13 protein-coding genes are annotated in these 17,498 nt (G+C 72.7%); 9 read left to right on the plus strand and 4 right to left on the minus strand.

The features are described from left to right. The first annotated feature begins 43 nt into the window (after positions 1-43). A complete protein-coding gene (locus AB0L21_RS00295) occupies positions 44-871 on the plus strand; it encodes a methyltransferase (protein WP_365698652.1) in 828 nt (275 codons plus the stop codon). Positions 872-1,186: 315 nt separating this feature from the next. Further along, positions 1,187-1,570: a DUF3040 domain-containing protein gene (locus AB0L21_RS00300; RefSeq protein WP_365698653.1), complete on the plus strand. Its 384-nt coding sequence runs from the start codon at positions 1,187-1,189 to the stop codon at positions 1,568-1,570. A gap of 391 nt (positions 1,571-1,961) precedes the next feature. Here the strand turns inward: AB0L21_RS00300 and AB0L21_RS00305 are convergent, their stop codons facing one another. The 4 genes from AB0L21_RS00305 to AB0L21_RS00320 form a co-directional block, all read right to left on the minus strand. Further along, positions 1,962-4,343 (minus strand): DUF3488 and transglutaminase-like domain-containing protein, encoded by a 2,382-nt coding sequence (locus tag AB0L21_RS00305; protein ID WP_365781342.1) that lies wholly within the window; start codon positions 4,341-4,343, stop codon positions 1,962-1,964. Further along, complete coding sequence (locus AB0L21_RS00310; RefSeq protein ID WP_365698655.1) at positions 4,340-5,701, minus strand: DUF58 domain-containing protein; 1,362 nt, start codon at positions 5,699-5,701, stop codon at positions 4,340-4,342. Before AB0L21_RS00310 ends, AB0L21_RS00305 begins: the two co-directional genes overlap by 4 nt. After that, positions 5,701-6,747, minus strand: a complete 1,047-nt coding sequence (locus AB0L21_RS00315) for a MoxR family ATPase (protein WP_365698656.1) — start codon at positions 6,745-6,747, stop codon at positions 5,701-5,703. Before AB0L21_RS00315 ends, AB0L21_RS00310 begins: the two co-directional genes overlap by 1 nt. Positions 6,748-6,994: 247 nt before the next feature. Continuing rightward, entirely contained in the window at positions 6,995-7,543 is a 549-nt protein-coding gene (locus AB0L21_RS00320) for a carbonic anhydrase (protein WP_365698657.1), read from the minus strand. A gap of 419 nt (positions 7,544-7,962) precedes the next feature. Between AB0L21_RS00320 and rsmH the strand changes: the two genes are divergently transcribed. The 7 genes from rsmH (at position 7,963) to murD (ending at position 17,486) form a co-directional block, all read left to right on the plus strand. Then, complete coding sequence (rsmH, locus tag AB0L21_RS00325) at positions 7,963-8,919, plus strand: 16S rRNA (cytosine(1402)-N(4))-methyltransferase RsmH (RefSeq protein ID WP_365781344.1); 957 nt, start codon at positions 7,963-7,965, stop codon at positions 8,917-8,919. A 67-nt stretch (positions 8,920-8,986) separates the two neighbouring features. Continuing rightward, a complete protein-coding gene (locus AB0L21_RS00330) occupies positions 8,987-9,565 on the plus strand; it encodes a septum formation initiator family protein (protein ID WP_365781346.1) in 579 nt (192 codons plus the stop codon). Positions 9,566-9,878: 313 nt separating this feature from the next. Beyond that, complete coding sequence (locus AB0L21_RS00335) at positions 9,879-11,843, plus strand: penicillin-binding protein 2 (protein ID WP_365698660.1); 1,965 nt, start codon at positions 9,879-9,881, stop codon at positions 11,841-11,843. A 31-nt stretch (positions 11,844-11,874) separates the two neighbouring features. Continuing rightward, the gene (locus tag AB0L21_RS00340; RefSeq protein WP_365698661.1) at positions 11,875-13,530 is read left to right on the plus strand and encodes a UDP-N-acetylmuramoyl-L-alanyl-D-glutamate--2,6-diaminopimelate ligase; all 1,656 of its coding nucleotides are present in this window, start codon (positions 11,875-11,877) and stop codon (positions 13,528-13,530) included. Positions 13,531-13,558: 28 nt separating this feature from the next. Further along, positions 13,559-14,974, plus strand: coding sequence for a UDP-N-acetylmuramoyl-tripeptide--D-alanyl-D-alanine ligase (gene murF / locus AB0L21_RS00345; protein ID WP_365698662.1), 1,416 nt, complete (start codon positions 13,559-13,561; stop codon positions 14,972-14,974). Further along, positions 14,974-16,062 (plus strand): phospho-N-acetylmuramoyl-pentapeptide-transferase, encoded by a 1,089-nt coding sequence (mraY, locus tag AB0L21_RS00350; protein WP_365698955.1) that lies wholly within the window; start codon positions 14,974-14,976, stop codon positions 16,060-16,062. Before murF ends, mraY begins: the two co-directional genes overlap by 1 nt. Beyond that, complete coding sequence (murD, locus tag AB0L21_RS00355) at positions 16,044-17,486, plus strand: UDP-N-acetylmuramoyl-L-alanine--D-glutamate ligase (RefSeq protein ID WP_365698663.1); 1,443 nt, start codon at positions 16,044-16,046, stop codon at positions 17,484-17,486. The genes mraY and murD overlap by 19 nt, the downstream gene beginning before the upstream one ends. Positions 17,487-17,498: the final 12 nt, after the last annotated feature.

Consider the following 17,498-nt stretch of genomic DNA (forward strand, 5'->3'; position numbering starts at 1 on the left):
TGGACTTCGCCTGAAGTCCCGCCCCGCCGAGGAGTCAACTGCCGTGTCGGACCCGATGCGCCCGCCCGTCTCCCACCACCACCCTCAGACGACGTCGCTGCGCTCCGACCCCTCCCGTCCTCGCGCCTCTCTCCGTACGGCCGTGGTCGGGGAGGTCCTGCAGGACGCCCTCGACCGCCGGGTCAAGGCCACGGGCCGGGACTCGCTGGACGTCCTGGACACCGGAGGCGGCAGCGGCAAGTTCGCCGTGCCCCTCGCCCGCCTCGGCCACCGCGTCACCGTGGTCGACCCCAGCCCCAACGCCCTGTTCGCGCTGGAGCGCCGCGCCGCCGAGTCCGGTGTCGCCGACCGGGTCAGGGGCGTCCAGGGAGACGCGCACGGTCTGTTCGACGTGGTCGAGCGCGGCGGCTACGACGCCGTCCTGTGCCACGGCGTCCTGGAGTACCTGGACGACCCGGCCGAGGGCATCCGGAACGCGGTCGCCGCGCTGCGTCCCGAGGGCGTCCTCAGCCTGCTCGCGGCCGGTCTCGGCGGTGCCGTGCTCGCCCGCGCCCTGGCCGGCCACTTCACCGAGGCCCGGCAGGCGCTCCAGGATCCCGACGGCCGCTGGGGCGCCGGCGACCCGATGCCCCGTCGCTTCACCGCCGAGCAGCTCACCGCGCTGGTCGAGGGTGCGGGCCTGCGGGTCGGCGCCGTGCACGGCGTGCGCGTCTTCGCCGATCTGGTGCCCGGGGTCCTCGTGGACACCGAGCCCGGTGCCCTCGACGCGCTGTTGCAGCTGGAGGCCGTGGCGGCCGAACTGCCCGCGTTCCACTCCGTCGCCACCCAGCTCCACGTGCTCGGTGAGACGACCGGTGCCGGCCGGGCCTGAGATCACAACGGGTACCGGAGCGCATCACCGGGATGCGGGCGCAGTGCCGTGACGCGCCGCTGATCAGCGCCTCGGCCGCAGATGGAGTACGCCACAAGCCCCCCGATCGAGGGGTTTGCGCCGTATGATCGAGGTACACCGTCCGGCATGACGGGTCGGCCGCCGGGGAATGGAAGCCTCAGCGAGCCGGACGGCCATGACGGGCTCCGGTTGGCCAATTGGCGTAGAGGGGCGGGTTTCACGGGGGCGATTCCCTGCCTATCCTGAAGGGACCCCCCGGGTCGCCCCCGGCGACTGCACGATGAGGAGGACTCCGTGCCGCTCTCTGAGCACGAGCAGCGAATGCTTGAGCAGATGGAGCGAGCGCTGTACGCCGAAGACCCCAAGTTCGCGTCGGCGCTTGAGGGAAACGGGCTGCGGACGTACACCCGGCGGCGGGTCTACCAGGCGATCGCAGGCTTCCTCGCGGGTATCGCGCTCCTCATGGCCGGAATGGTCGCGCAGCTGATCTGGGTCAGCGTGGTGGGTTTCCTCGTCATGCTGGGCTGTGCCGTGCTCGCCGTCACCGGCTGGCGCAAGGCACCGAAGCCGGGTGAGCAGCCCCCGGGCACCCCGCGCCGCCAGGCGCGGCCGAAGCGCTCCATGATGGACCGGATCGAGCAGCGCTGGCAGCGCCGCCGGGACGAACAGGGTCACTGACCGCTCCGCGCCTCCCGGCGCCGGACGAGCAGACATACGTGAGGGGCGGCCACCAGCCGGTGGCCGCCCCTCACGCATGCTCAGCCGCCCTCACGGTGCACGCGTGCCCCAGCGGGGCTGCCGTGCCGCGTCGCTCGGCCGCACTGGCGCGCGCTCAGCCCGCCCCGCTGCCGCACTGCCGTGCCGCGTCGCTCCGCCGCACTGCGAGCCCCAGCCGGGCTGCCGTTCCGCGCCGCTCCGCCGTACCGCTCAACCTCGCTGCGTGTCCCAGCCGCACTGCCGCGCCGCATCGCTCGGCCGCACTGCGTACCCCCGCCGGGCTGCCGTGCCGCGTCGCTCGGCCGCGCTGGCGCGCGCACAGCCCGCCCCGCTGGCGCGCTGCCGTGTGCGTTCAGCCTCGCTGGTCGGACGGCCGGCGCAGTGTAGGGCGGGCCGCCGCGGCCCGGGTGCGCAGGGCCGACCAGCGGGCCGACACCGTCCACAGCACCCGGACCGAAGAGGGGGGCAGGAACCGTGCCCGCAGCCGCGTCCCGGTGCTCACCGTGGCCCGCAGCCCCTCGATCACCCGGCGCACGTCCTGGGCCGTCCCCGCCGCCGGGCGCGGCCGGGGCGCGTAGAGCACCTGCTCCACCGCGTCCGCCACCCGGTGCACGGCGGCCCCGGTCGCCGGATCGAGATGGCCGAGCCGGACGATCCGGTCGGCGGCCTTGCGCAAAGTCAGCGACTCGTCCGGCGCGATGCCGTGGTCCCAGGCGCTGTCGGTCAGCTCCTGCCAGGCCGCCAGGGTGTGCGCCGCCCCGCCCCCCGCCGTCCGGGCGTGCCCGCCCAGCCGGCGCCCGCGCATCCGCTCCCGCCACAGCAGCGGCGACAGCGGCACCGCCAGGACCAGCAGCGCGCCCAGCCCGATCAGCGGCCACCGCCACCAGCCGTCGCCGCCGTCCTCGTGGTGCGGGACCGCCGCCGCGGACGGACTGCCGCAGGCCTGGAGCTTGCGCAGCTCACCGGCGCAGCTCTCGCTCGGCGAGGCCGCCGCCGAGGGCGCCGAGGACGCGCCCTTGGACGGCAGCGCCTCCTGAGGCAGCGAGCTGCCGGGCGTGTCCGACTGGGTGTACGACGGCGTGGTGCCCCGGGTGGGGGTCGGTTCGAAGCGGGTCCAGCCCACCCCCTCGAAGTACAGCTCGGGCCACGCGTGCGCGTCCTTCTGGTTCACCGCGACCGTGCCGTCGGCCTGGGGGGTGCCAGGCGCGAAGCCCACCGCGACCCGGGCCGGGATGCCGAGGGTGCGGGCCATCGCCGCCATCGCGAAGGAGAAGTGGACGCAGAAGCCCTGCTTCTTCTTCAGGAAGTTCGCTATGGCGCCGGGACCGCGGCCCACCTCCACCGAGGTGTCGTACTGGAAGCCCCCGTTGACCGCGAACCAGTCCTGGAGCTTGACGGCTTCCTCGTAGTGACTGCTCGCGTCCGCCGTGATCTCCTGCGCGGTGCGGGCCACCACCTTCGGAAGCGACGACGGCACCTTGGTGTACTCGCGCCTCAGGGCGGCCGGCGGCTGCGGCGCGCCGGCCAGCTGCTCCGCCGTCGGCTGCACGTCCAGGCTGGTCACCTGGTAGGTCTCGCCGCGCGTGGTCTGGCCGCGGTCGCCGACGAGGGTCATCCCGACGGGCTCGTACCGCCACCGGCCGCTGATCTTCACATCGCTCGGCGGGTAGGGCATCGGCAGCCAGTCCTGCGCGTACCAGTCCGCCGCCGTGACGGTCGTCGTCACCTTGCCGCGCTTGACGTCCGAGCCCAGGCCGATGGGGGTGGGGAGCTTGTCCGGCACGCCGACGATGTGCCGCTGGGCCGGCTTCCAGGTGGTCCCGTCGAAGTCGTCGAGGGAGACGATCCGCAGGTACAGGTCGGAGATGTCGTTCGTGTCCGTCCGCAGCGTCAGCACCTGGCGGTCGTCGTTCGTGTTCAGGTTGTCGCGCAGCGACACCAGCGGGTTGACCGCGGAGATCGTGCCCCCGTTGCCGTTGCCCACTCCCACGCCGGTGCCCGCGGCGTCCAGCAGGCCGCCGTCGATCGTGGGCAGGGCGAGCGGCACCACCAGGGCCACGCCGAGCGCGACCGCGCCGATCCGGCGTCCGGTGCGCACCGGAGCCACGGCGCCCTCCGGGCCGCCCGGGGTGCGGGGCGCGCCGCCGAAGACCCGGCCCCACTGGGCGAGCCGGTCCCGGCCCTCCGCGAGCAGCAGCATCAGATAGCCGGCCGCCGCCACCAGGAACCACAGCCAGTCCGCGCCGCCGCCGGACAGGCCCGCGGCCACCGAGTACAGCGCGAGCAGCGGCAGCCCGGCCGGGGCCGCGCTGCGGAGGGTCACCGCGAGCGTGTCCACCAGCAGGCCGATCAGCAGCGCGCCGCCGATCAGCATCAGCCTGATGCCGTCGGTGACCGGCGCCGGTGTCGCGTACCGGCTGACGTCGTCCGTGCCCTGCTGGAGCAGGTCGGCGAAGTACCGGAAGGTGTCCGGGCCGGGGATCAGCCCGGCGAGCGCGTGCCCCCGGGCGAAGACCAGGGTCAGCAGTACCAGGGTGACCAGCGCCTGTGCCGCCACGGTCAGTGTCCGGCCCAGCGGCACCCGCCGGGCCGCCGCGCCCACCCCGGTCTGGATGGCCACCAGCGGGACCAGTTGCAGCAGCCAGGTCGGCTCGGTGACCAGCGGCAGCAGCGCGCAGGAGGTCATCAGGGTGGCCGCCGCCGCGCACAGTGCCAGTCGTGCCCGCCCGCTCATCCCCGTGCCTCCCCGGTCACGGCGGTCAGCCCGGAGCGCTCCCGGTCCGCCTGCCGCCACAGTTCGTCCAGCGAGGCTCCGCGCGGCACGCTCAGCGCCGTCCAGCCCGCCTCGCGCAGCATCCGCAGCCGCTCCTCGTGCCGGTCGCCCGGCCGGGGCACGTCGGTCGCCTCCCGGGTCCAGGTGTCGGGGTCCAGGACGAAGGCGACGGCGCCGCCGCTGCGCCGGCTCATCTTGGCGACCGTCGTGGCCTGCTCCTCGTCCAGGTCGCCGAGGAAGGCGATCAGCAGACCCTCGTTGCCGCCGCGCAGCACGTCGTACGCCCGGGACAGCCCGGTGCCGTCGGAGTGGTCGATCACCGCGAGGGTGTCCATCATCAGTCCGGCCGCGTCCGCCGTCTCCTGGCCGGTGCCCGCGAACCCGTCGGCACCCTCGCCGGGCACCGCGCTGCCGCTGTCGGTCAGCAGCCGTACCGAGAAGCCGCGCTCCAGCATGTGCACCAGCACGGAGGCGGCACCGGAGACGGCCCACTCGAAGGCCGAGTCCGGGCCCGCGCCCTCGTAGGCGCCGCCGCGGGTGTCCAGGAGCACGGTGCACCGGGAGCGCCGGGGCTGCTCCTCGCGGCGCACCATCAGCTCGCCGTAGCGCGCGGTGGACCGCCAGTGCACCCGGCGCAGGTCGTCGCCGTAGCGGTAGCCGCGCGGGATGACGTCGTCCTCGCCGGCGAGGGCCAGCGAGCGCTGCCGCCCGTCGCCGTACCCCTTGGCCTCGCCGCCGAAGCGGACCGGGGACAGCGGCTCCACGCGCGGGATGACCGTCAGGGTGTCGTACGTCGAGAAGGAGCGGGTCAGCTCGCACATGCCGAAGGGGTCGGTGAGCCGCAGCTGGAGCGGGCCGAGCGGATAGCGGCCCCGCAGGTCGGAGCGGACCCGGTAGGACACCTCACGGCGGCCGCCCGGCTCGACCCGGTCCAGCACGAAGCGGGGCCGCGGCCCGAGGACGTACGGCACCCGGTCCTGGAGCATCAGCAGCCCGGTGGGCAGCCGGGAGACGTTGTCCATGCGCAGGTGGACCCGCGCCTCGCTGCCGGCGGGGACGCGCGCGGGGGCGAGGCGGCGGCTCGCGGCCACCCGGTAGCGCGTGCGGTACAGCACGGCCGCGCAGATCAGGGGCAGCACGGCGAGCAGCAGGCCGACCCGCAGCAGCTCGCTCAGGCCCAGCACGAACGAGCAGATCGCGGCGGCGATCCCGGCCGCGAGAAAGGAGCGGCCCCGGGTGGTGAGACCCGCCAGGGCCGTACGGATCCCGCCCGCCTCCCCGCGGTCGGCCTCCGCCGGCCCGGCCCCCCAGGAACTCATCACAGGCCCCGCGGGGGCTGCTGGGGATAGGCCGGGACGTTCCGGCCCAGACCGCCGAAGCCGTTCTGCGGCGCGGGGGCCTGGGCGGTGGGCACCGGGGTGTGCTGGAGGATCTCCAGCACCACCTGCTCGGCCGTGCGGCGGTTCAGCTGGGCCTGCGCGGTGGGCAGCAGACGGTGGGCGAGGACGGCGACGGCGAGCGCCTGCACGTCGTCCGGCAGCGCGTACTCCCGGCCGGCCAGGGCCGCGGACGCCTTGGCCGCGCGCAGCAGGTGCAGGGTCGCGCGCGGGGAGGCGCCGAGTCTGAGGTCGGGGTGGGTGCGCGTGGCGGCGACCAGTTCGACCGCGTAGCGCCGGACCGGCTCGGCGACGTGCACCCCGCGCACCGCCTCGATCAGCTTCACGATCTCGTGCGCGTGCGCCACCGGCTGGAGGTCCTCCAGCGGGCTGACGCCGCCGTGGATGTCGAGCATCTGCAACTCGGCCTCCACGCTCGGGTAGCCGACGGAGACGCGGGCCATGAAGCGGTCGCGCTGGGCTTCGGGCAGCGGGTAGGTGCCCTCCATCTCGACCGGGTTCTGGGTGGCCACCACCATGAAGGGGCTGGGCAGTTCGTACGTCTGCCCGTCGATGGTGACCTGCCGCTCCTCCATCGACTCCAGCAGCGCGGACTGCGTCTTGGGCGAGGCGCGGTTGATCTCGTCGCCGATCACGATCTGCGCGAAGATGGCGCCCGGTTTGAACTCGAAGTCCCGGCGCTGCTGGTCCCAGATCGACACGCCCGTGATGTCCGAGGGCAGCAGGTCCGGTGTGAACTGGATGCGCCGCACCGAGCAGTCGATGGACCGCGCCAGCGCCTTGGCGAGCATCGTCTTGCCCACCCCGGGGACGTCCTCGATCAGCAGGTGGCCCTCGGCGAGCAGCACGGTCAGCGCGAGCCGTACGACCTCGGGCTTGCCCTCGATCACGCCCTCCACCGAACCGCGTACCCGCTCCACCGTTGCGGTCAGATCAGTGAAGCTCGCTCGATCGTCATAGGTCGTCACCCGGCCCTCCTCGGCCCGTTCTTTCCGGGCCGACGCTCTCGTGCGAAACCGGCCCACCCCGAAACACGGACACCACGCGGGAAAGGTTCCGCGTGACGTCACACCCCGCATTCTTGCTGCCGTTACCGATTCGTGTCACTCGCCTGTGGACAACTGCCCCCACAATGCCGGTCTTACGGATTTTCGACCGCGTTTTCGATACGGGGGCGGCGGGATGTGTTCCGGGGCGGTGGGCCGGTGCCCCGGATCAGGCCGGGTCGACCTCGCGCAGCAGACCGGTGCGCACGTCGAAGACGAAGCCGCGGACGTCGTCGGTGTGCAGCAGGAACGGCGAGGTGCGCACCCGCTGCATGGACTGGCGCACGTCCTGGTCCACGTCCCGGAAGGACTCCACCGCCCAGGACGGCCGCTGGCCGACCTCCATCTCCAGCTCGGTGCGGAAGTCCTCGGTGAGGGCCTCCAGGCCGCAGCCGGTGTGGTGGATGAGCACGATGCTGCGGGTGCCGAGCTTGTGCTGGCTGATGGTCAGCGACCGGATGACGTCGTCGGTGACCACACCGCCCGCGTTGCGGATCGTGTGGCAGTCGCCGAGCTGCAGGCCGAGGGCCTTGTGCAGGTCGAGGCGGGCGTCCATGCACGCGACGACGGCGACGTGGAGAACGGGGCGGGCGTCCATGCCGGGGTCCGTGAACGCTTCGGCGTACCGCCGGTTGGCCTCCACGAGGCGGTCGGTCACGGTGTCGCCGGCCGTTATGGCGCCTTCGGATCCAGTGGGCACTGCTGCAGAAGTCGTCATGATGACGACGTTACTGGTCACGCGAGGTTCCGGCGTGCTGTGAGAGGGGACAAAAATCGTCATCGTGGCGTGTTGTGAGCTAACCCACACGGAGGGCAAACCCGACCGGACGGATGAATCCGTTCGAATGACCGCCCCGCTCCGCGCGCGGTGCGCGACGCGCAGGCCGGTTGATTGACCGCGAGACAGGGTGGACTAAAGTGGCGCGAAGCGGGAGGCGTGGCTCTTCCTGCTGGTGAAACCCCCGGAGACCCCGGCATGTGCCCGGACCGTCTCCCCACGCGCGCGGCGCGTACGTACGGCTCGGCCTCCTCCCGCTCCCGGTCGGCTGACGCTTCCGGCGCCGGCAGGCCGCCCCTTCACGAGCTGGCGGGGACCCGTGGCGGTGCGTATCCTGCGCCGGATCCTGAGAGGCCCCCTTGAGCCAGAGTCGACACGTCCCGGTGATGCTCCAGCGGTGCCTGGATCTGCTGGCGCCCGCCCTGGAGCAGCCGGGCGCGGTGGTCGTCGACTGCACCCTCGGCCTCGGCGGGCACAGCGAGGCACTGCTCGGCCGGTTCCCCGAGGCGCGGCTGATCGGCCTCGACCGGGACAAGGAGGCGCTGCGCCTGTCCGGTGAGCGGCTGGCTCCCTACGGGGACCGCGCCACCCTCGTGCACGCCGTGTACGACGAGCTGCCCGAGGTGCTGGACCGGCTCGGCATCGCGCGCGTGCAGGGCGTGCTGTTCGACCTCGGCGTCTCCTCCATGCAGCTGGACGAGGCCGACCGGGGCTTCGCCTACGCGCAGGACGCGCCCCTGGACATGCGCATGGACCAGACGACCGGGATCAGCGCCGCCGAGGTCCTCAACACCTACCCGGCCGGCGAACTCGTGCGGATCCTGCGGGCGTACGGCGAGGAGAAGCAGGCCAAGCGGATCGTCGCCGCGATCGTCCGGGAGCGCGAGAAGGAGCCGTTCAGCAACAGCGCGCGGCTCGTGGACCTCATCCGGGACGCGCTGCCGCAGGCCGTCAAGCGCACCGGCGGCAATCCGGCCAAGCGCACCTTCCAGGCGCTGCGCATCGAGGTCAACGGCGAACTGTCCGTCCTGGAGCGGGCGATCCCGGCCGCCGTGAAGGCCCTGGACGTCGGCGGGCGCATCGCCGTGCTGTCGTACCACTCGCTCGAAGACCGGCTCGTCAAGCAGGTGTTCGCGGCCGGGGCCACGTCCACCGCGCCGCCCGGGCTGCCCGTCGTGCCCGAGCGGTACCAGCCGCGGCTCAAGCTGCTCACCCGTGGTGCCGAACTTCCCACCGAGGAAGAGATCGCCGAGAACCGCCGGGCCGCACCGGCCAGACTGCGGGGTGCCGAGCGCATCCGGGAGGACGTCGAGTGAGCGAGACGGGTCGGAAGGGTTCCCCCGCCCACCGGGGGAGCGGTGTCCCGCACGCACCGGGGGAGCAGTGAGCAGGAAACCCGAACTGAAGGGGAGGGCCGCCCGGCTCGCCCGGCTCTTCCCGGCCGGTCGCGCCCGGGCGGCCCGCACCCCGTTCGTCCTGCTCGTCGTCGTGCTCCTCGGCGGCGGCCTCATCGGGCTGCTGGTGCTGAACTCCGCGCTCAGCGAAGGCTCGTTCAAACTCGCCGACCTGCAGAAGCAGACGCAGAACCTCACCGACGAGGAACAGGCACTCCAGCGGGACATCGACGCCTATTCGTCCCCGGACGCCCTGCAGCGCCGCGCCCGCGAACTCGGCATGGTCCCCGGCGGTGACCCGGCCTTCCTCGGCCCCGACGGCACCGTCAAGGGCGTCCCCGGCGTCGCCGCCCCCGCGCCCGCGGCCCTCACGGCCCCGGCCGGCCCCGGCCCGCTCACCCCGGCCGCCTCCGAGCCGATGACCCCGGCCGACGCCGCTGTCTCCACCGTCCCGCCCATCGCCCCGGCCCCCGCCGTGCCGCCCCAGCCCCCGGGCGACCCGGCAGCCGCGCCCCCCGCGGCGCCCGCCACCCTCCAGCCCATCCCCACCCCTACCCCCGGCAGGTGACGGAAGTGTCCGACAGGGAACCGCCGCGCCGCCGTGTGCCCGGGCCCGCGTACCCCGGCCCGCCGGCGCCGGGCGGACACCGCTCCCCGCGCCCGCCGCTGTGCGCCATCCGATGCCGGCCGGCCCGGAACGCGCCGCGCTCCGGTGACCGCGGTGGCGGCGGCCGGTCCGGATGTCAGGGACGGCCGGCCCCGCGCGCGAGGCGGCGATGTCCGGTCGTCCGGCGGCGAGCGGCCCGGACTCGTGCCCCGGCAGGCGCGATGACGCCGTTCTCGATCCCCCAGCCCACCCCTACCCCCGGCAGGTGACGGAAGTGTCCGACAGGGAACCGCCGCGCCGCCGTGTGCCCGGGCCCGCCAAGCCTCCCCGGCCCCGGGGTGCCGTCCGGCGGCAGCCCGGGCCCGGTGCCCGGCCGGTCCGCCGCTCCGGCGGGGCCCGGCCCCCGGTGTCGCGCCCCCTCCGGCTCGGCAGCCCCCGGCCCCGGCTGCGCCTGGTCAGCCTCGCCCTGACCCTCGTGCTGCTCGCCTTCGTGGTGCGGCTGCTCCAGGTCCAGGCCGTCGACGCGAGTTCCTACACGGCGCGGGCCGAACAGAACCGGTACGTGGTGCACACACTGGCCGCCGAGCGCGGCGAGATCACCGACCGCAACGGCGTCGCCCTCGCCGTCAGCGAGGACGCGTACGACATCACGGCCGACCCGACGATGTTCAGCCGCGCGCAGCTGAAGATCTCCGACGGTCCGGAGCAGGCCGCCGCGCTGCTCGCCCCGATCCTCGGCCAGGACCAGGCCACGCTCGTCAAGAAGCTGCGCCCCGCCAACGAGAACTCCCGCTACACCCGGCTCGCCACCCGGCAGACCCCGCAGGTCTGGAAGCAGATCAAGGACCTGAAGACCGCGCTCACCAACAAGTCGGAGACGGACCGCGCCACCGTCAACGTGCTGGCCGGTGTCTTCGCGGACCCCAGCAGCCAGCGCGTGTACCCCAACGGCGATCTGGCCGCCGGGATACTGGGCTGGGTCAACGCCGACGGCCGGGGCGGCGGCGGCATCGAGCAGCAGCTGAACAAGCAGCTCAGCGGGAAGGACGGCAAGGTCCGCTACGCCCAGGCCGGCGGGCGCCAGGTGCCGACGGCCGGGTCCACCGAGACCCCCGCCGTGCCCGGCTCCGACGTCGAGCTGACCATCGACCGCGACATCCAGTGGGCCGCGCAGAACGCGATCAGCGAGCAGGTGAAGACGTCCAGGGCGGACCGGGGCTACGTCATCGTCCAGGACACCCGCACCGGCCAGATCCTGGCCATGGCCAACTCGCCCGGCTTCGATCCCAACGACCTGTCGAAGGCCGACGGCGACGCCATGGGCAACGCGGCCGTCCAGGACGCCTACGAGCCCGGCTCCACCGCGAAGGTGATGTCGATGGCGGCCGTGCTGGAGCGGAACGTCGCGACCCCGCTCACCCATGTCGTCGTACCCAACCGGCTGCACCGCGGCGACCGGCTCTTCCAGGACGACATCGACCACGCCACCTGGTACCTGACCCTCAACGGCGTGCTCGCCAAGTCGAGCAACATCGGCACCATCCTGGCCACCGGCGAACTCGGCAAGACCCAGCCCGAGACCAACAAGGTCCTCTACTCGTACCTGCGCAAGTTCGGCATCGGCAGCCCCACCGGCCTCGGCTTCCCCGGGGAGACCGCCGGCATCCTCGCGCCGCCGCAGAAGTGGTCCACCTCGCAGCAGTACACGATCCCTTTCGGCCAGGGCTTCTCCATCAACGCGATGCAGGCCGCCTCCGTGTACTCGACCATCGCCAACGGCGGCGTCCGCGTCCAGCCGACCCTGGTGCGCGGCACCAAGGGCGCCGACGGCCGCTTCACCCCGGCGCCGAAGCCCGAGCAGACACGGGTCGTCAGCGAGAAGACCGCCAAGAGCCTCGCGCGGATGCTGGAGTCCGTCGTCGACGACGGGCAGGGCACCGGCATCAAGGCCCGCATCCCCGGGTACCGGGTCGCGGGCAAGACCGGCACGGCCAACCGCGTGGATCCGGTCACCGGCCGCTACCACGGCTACACCTCGTCCTTCGCCGGCTTCGCCCCCGCCGACAACCCGCGGATCACCGTCTACTGCGCCATCCAGAACGCCACCTCGGGCAGCTACTTCGGCGGCCAGATCTGCGCCCCCATCTACAAGCAGGTGATGGAGTTCGCCCTGAAGACCCTCCAGGTCCCCCCGACCGGCGCGAAGGCCGCCAGCCTGCCCGTCGACTACAAGCCCTGATCAGCACCTCGGAAACACCAGGAACCAGCTCGTGACAACGATCACCCCGGACCCCGGGAACCAAGGCGCCCACAGGCCCTCACTTCGCTCCGGAGCGGGTGCGCCCGGTACGCTCACCGCCGTGCCACACGCTGATCAGTCCCAGACCACCCAGAAGGGCCAACCCGTGACATATCCGGGACTGCCCCGGCCGACGACGCTCCCCGCCACACCCCTCGCGGAGCTCGCCGGCCAGCTGGGTGTCACCGCGCCGGAAGCCGCCGCCGAGGTCACGGGGATCACCCACGACTCGCGCGCCGTCCGCCCCGGTGACCTGTACGCCGCCCTCCCGGGCGCCCGGCTGCACGGCGCCGACTTCGTCACCCAGGCCGCGAGCCTGGGCGCCGTCGCCGTGCTCACCGACCCCACGGGCGCCGAGCGCGCCGCCGCGTCCGGGCTGCCCGTCCTGGTGGTCGAGGACCCGCGCGGCCGGATGGGAGAGCTGGCGGCCACGATCTACCGCCACCCGGGCCGCGACCTGCTCCAGATCGGCATCACCGGCACCTCCGGCAAGACCACCACCGCCTACCTGGTGGAAGGCGGCCTGAAGACCGCCCGTTCGACCGGTCTCATCGGCACCGTCGAGATCCGCGTCGGCGACGAGCGCATCAAGTCCGAGCGCACCACCCCCGAAGCCACCGACCTCCAGGCCCTGTTCGCCGTCATGCGCGAAGGGGGCGTCGACGCGGTCGCCATGGAGGTGTCCAGCCACGCCCTGGTCCTCGGCCGGGTCGACGGCTGCGTCTTCGACATCGCCGTCTTCACCAACCTCAGCCCGGAACACATGGAGTTCCACTCCGACATGGAGGACTACTTCCGGGCCAAGGCGCAGCTGTTCACGCCGAAGCGCAGCAAACTCGGCGTGGTCAACGCCGACGACGAGTACGGCCGCCGGCTCGCGAAGGAGGCGACCGTGCCGGTCGTCACCTTCTCCGCCGAGGGCCACCCCGACGCCGACTGGCGCGCCGAGGACGTCCAGGTCGGCCCCATGGACTCGACGTTCACCGTCCTCGGCCCGGGCGGCGAGCGCGTACACGCCAAGTCGCCGCTGCCGGGCCCCTTCAACGTGGCGAACACCCTCGCCGCCATCGTCGCCCTCGCCGCGGCCGGCCTCGACCCGCAGACCGCCGCCGACGGCATCGCCGCCGTCCCGGGCGTCCCGGGCCGCCTGGAGCGCGTCGACGCCGGCCAGCCCTACCTCGCGGTGGTCGACTACGCCCACAAGACCGACGCCGTCGAGTCGGTGCTCAAGGCGCTGCGCAAGGTCACCAAGGGGCGGCTGCACGTCGTCCTCGGCTGCGGCGGCGACCGTGACCAGACCAAGCGCGCCCCGATGGGCGCCGCCGTGGCCCGGCTCGCCGACACGGCCGTACTGACCTCCGACAACCCCCGCTCCGAGGACCCGCTCGCGATCCTCGCGACCATGCTCCAGGGCGCGGCCTCCGTGCCCGCGCACGAGCGTGGCGAGGTGCTCCTCTTCGAGGACCGGGCCGCCGCCGTCGCCGCCGCCGTGGGCCGCGCCCAGGCCGGCGACACGGTGCTGGTCGCGGGCAAGGGCCACGAGCAGGGCCAGGACATCGCGGGTGTGGTCCGTCCCTTCGACGACCGCCAGGTCCTTCGCGAAGCTATCCAGAAGACCCAGGGATGAAAATCCAGAAGACCCAGGGGATGAACTTGTGATCGCCCTCTCCCTCGCCGAGATCGCAGCAGTCGTCGGCGGGCAGACGCACGACATACCGGATCCTTCCGTGCAGGTCACGGGGCCGGTCGTCCGGGACTCCCGCGAGGTGGTGCCCGGCAGCCTGTTCGCCGCCTTCGTCGGCGAGCGCGTGGACGGCCACGACTACGCACCGCAGGTGGTCGAGGCCGGCGCGGTCGCCGTGCTGGCCTCCCGCCCGGTCGGCGTCCCCGCGATCGTCGTCGAGGACGTCCAGACGGCCCTCGGCGCCCTCGCCCGGCACGTCGTACGCCGGCTCGGCGCGACCCTCGTCGCCCTGACCGGCTCGGCCGGCAAGACCAGCACCAAGGACCTCATCGCCCAGGTGCTCCAGCGCAAGGCGCCGACGGTGTTCACACCCGGCTCGCTCAACAACGAGATCGGGCTGCCGCTGACCGCCCTGTCCGCCACCGAGGAGACACGGTTCCTCGTGCTGGAGATGGGTGCCCGCGGCATCGGGCACATCCGCTACCTCACCGGCCTCACCCCGCCGAGGATCGGCCTGGTGCTCAACGTCGGCACCGCCCACATCGGCGAGTTCGGCGGACGCGAGCAGATCGCCCAGGCCAAGGGCGAACTCGTCGAGGCCCTTCCCGCCGCGGAGGAGGGCGGTACGGCGATCCTCAACGCCGACGACCCGCTGGTGCGGGCCATGGCCTCCCGTACCAAGGCGAAGGTGGTCCTTTTCGGAGAGTCGGCCGAAGCGGACGTACGGGCCGAGAACGTACGACTCACGGACAGCGGACAGCCCTCGTTCAGGCTTCACACACCCTCCGGTGCAAGCGATCTGACGATGCGCCTGTACGGTGAGCACCACGTGTCGAACGCGCTCGCCGCGGCCGCCGTCGCCCATGAGCTGGGCATGTCCGCGGAAGAGATCGCCACCGCGCTCTCCGAGGCGGGCTCCCTCTCCCGCTGGCGCATGGAGGTCACCGAGCGCCCGGACGGCGTGACCATCGTCAACGACGCCTACAACGCCAACCCCGAGTCCATGCGGGCCGCCCTCAGGGCGCTCGCGGCCATGGGCAAGGGGCGCCGCACGTGGGCGGTGCTCGGCAAGATGGCCGAGCTGGGGGACGAGGCGCTCGCCGAGCACGACGCCGTCGGACGGCTCGCCGTCCGGCTCAACGTCAGCAAGCTCGTCGCCGTCGGGGGGATTGAGGCCTCCTGGCTGCAATTGGGCGCATATAACGAGGGTTCGTGGGGTGAGGAGTCGGTGCACGTGTCCGACGCACAGGCGGCGATCGACCTGTTGCGCAGCGAGTTGCGCCCGGGGGACGTCGTGCTGGTGAAGGCGTCCCGGTCGGTGGGTCTGGAGAGCGTCGCCCAGGCGCTCGTCGAGACCGGTGCCGGGCGTGGGGTTGATGCCCGATGATGAAGCAGATCCTGTTCTCGGGCGTCATCGGCCTCTTCCTGACGCTGATCGGCACCCCGCTGCTGATCAAGCTTCTCGCCCGCAAGGGGTACGGCCAGTACATCCGTGACGACGGCCCGCGCGAGCACGCCAGCAAGCGCGGCACGCCGACCATGGGCGGTATCGCGTTCATCCTGGCGACCGTCGCCGCCTACTTCCTGTCCAAGGTCCTCACCAGCTGGACCACCGACAAGACGGCCAGTCCGACCCTCTCCGGCGTCCTGGTCCTGGGCCTGATGGTCGGCATGGGCCTGGTCGGCTTCCTCGACGACTACATCAAGATCGTCAAGCGGCGCTCGCTGGGCCTGCGGGCCAAGGCGAAGATGGCCGGCCAGCTGATCGTCGGCATCGCCTTCGCGGTGCTGTCGCTGCAGTTCGCCGACGCGCGCGGCAACACCCCGGCGTCCACGAAGCTGTCGTTCATCACCGACTTCGGCTGGTCGATCGGCCCGGTGCTGTTCGTCGTCTGGGCGCTGTTCATGATCCTCGCGATGTCGAACGGCGTGAACCTCACCGACGGTCTGGACGGTCTGGCCACCGGCGCCTCCGTGCTCGTCTTCGGCGCCTACACGTTCATCGGCGTCTGGCAGTTCCAGGAGTCCTGCGCCAACGCGGGCACCCTGACCAACCCGGGCGCCTGCTACGAGGTGCGCGACCCGCTCGACCTCGCGGTCGTCGCCTCCGCGCTGATGGGTGCCTGCCTCGGCTTCCTGTGGTGGAACACCTCGCCGGCGAAGATCTTCATGGGCGACACCGGCTCGCTCGCCCTCGGCGGTGTCCTCACCGGCCTGGCCATCCTCTCCCGCACGGAGCTGCTGGTGGCCATCATGGGCGGCCTGTTCGTCCTCATCACCATGTCGGTCGTCATCCAGGTCGGCTCCTTCCGGCTCACCGGCAAGCGCGTCTTCCGGATGGCACCGCTCCAGCACCACTTCGAACTCAAGGGCTGGTCCGAGGTCCTGGTGGTGGTCCGATTCTGGATCATCCAGGGCATCTGTGTGATCGTCGGACTGGGCCTCTTCTACGCGGGATGGGCAGCGGACAAGTGACCTCCTCGGTGCCTTCTGGGCCTTCCGACTTCCAGGGCAAGCGCATCACCGTCGCCGGGCTCGGCGTCTCCGGCGTCCCGGCGGCGAAAGTGCTGCACGCGCGCGGGGCGATCGTCACGGTCGTCAACGACGGCGACGACGCACGCGCGCGGGAACAGGCCGCGGAACTGGAGGCGCTCGGCATCACCGTGCGCCTCGGCGACGGCGAGACCCTGCCGGAGGGCACCGAGCTGATCGTCACCGCGCCCGGCTGGAAGCCCGACAAGCCGCTGTTCCTCGCCGCCGGGAAGGCCGGTGTGCCGGTCTGGGGCGACGTGGAGCTGGCCTGGCGGCTGCGCGGCCCCGACGCGGCCCCGTGGCTGGCCGTGACGGGCACCAACGGCAAGACCACGACCGTCCAGATGCTCGCCTCCATCCTGAAGGCGGCGGGCCTGCGCACGGCCGCCGTGGGCAACATCGGCGTCTCCCTGCTGGACGCGGTCCTCGGCGAGGAGCGCTACGACGTCCTCGCCGTGGAGCTGTCCAGCTACCAGCTCCACTGGGCGCCCTCCCTGCGCGCGCACTCCGCGGTGGTCCTCAACCTCGCGCCGGACCACCTGGACTGGCACGGCTCCATGGAGGCGTACGCGCGCGACAAGGGCCGTATCTACGAGGGCAACAAGGTCGCCTGCGTCTACAACGTCGCCGACAAGGCCACCGAGGACCTGGTGCGCGAGGCCGACGTCGAAGAGGGCTGCCGCGCCGTCGGGTTCACGCTCGGCACGCCCGGGCCCTCCCAACTCGGCGTCGTGGACGGCATCCTGGTCGACCGGGCCTTCGTGGAGAACCGGCAGAAGAACGCGCAGGAGCTGGCCGAGGTCTCCGACGTCGACCCGCCCGCGCCGCACAACATCGCCAACGCCCTTGCCGCCGCGGCCCTCGCGCGTGCCTTCGGCGTGCCCGCGAGCGCCGTACGGGACGGTCTGCGGGCCTTCCGGCCGGACGCCCACCGCATCACGCACGTCGCCGACATCGACGGTGTCGCGTACGTGGACGACTCCAAGGCGACCAACACCCATGCCGCGGAAGCCTCGTTGGCGTCATATGAACCGATCGTATGGATTGCGGGCGGTCTGGCGAAGGGCGCGACCTTCGACGAGCTGGTCGCCAAGTCGGCAAAGCGACTTCGCGGTGTCGTCCTGATCGGTGCCGATCGCGCCCTGATCCGGGACGCCCTCGCGCGACACGCGCCGGAAGTACCCGTGGTCGACCTCGACCGGACCGACACTGGGGCGATGCTCCAGGCGGTGACGGAAGCGAAGCGGCTGGCTCAGCCCGGCGACACGGTGCTGCTGGCCCCGGCCTGCGCCTCCATGGACATGTTCACCAACTACAACCAGCGCGGTGACGCGTTCGCGGCGGCGGTCCGCGAACTCGGCGCCTGACCCCGGCCGCCT

The sequence above is a fragment of the Streptomyces sp. NPDC052721 genome (assembly GCF_040678315.1).
GTDB lineage: Bacteria > Actinomycetota > Actinomycetes > Streptomycetales > Streptomycetaceae > Streptomyces.

Excerpts from the sequence above, each read along its gene's own strand:
- AB0L21_RS00305 (WP_365781342.1), bottom strand. The coding sequence starts at position 4,343 with ATGAGCGGGCGGGCACGACTGGCACTGTGCGCGGCGGCGGCCACCCTG.
- AB0L21_RS00310 (WP_365698655.1), bottom strand. The coding sequence starts at position 5,701 with ATGAGTTCCTGGGGGGCCGGGCCGGCGGAGGCCGACCGCGGGGAGGCG.
- AB0L21_RS00320 (WP_365698657.1), bottom strand. The coding sequence starts at position 7,543 with ATGACGACTTCTGCAGCAGTGCCCACTGGATCCGAAGGCGCCATAACG.
- mraY (WP_365698955.1), top strand. The coding sequence starts at position 14,974 with ATGAAGCAGATCCTGTTCTCGGGCGTCATCGGCCTCTTCCTGACGCTG.
- murD (WP_365698663.1), top strand. The coding sequence starts at position 16,044 with ATGGGCAGCGGACAAGTGACCTCCTCGGTGCCTTCTGGGCCTTCCGAC.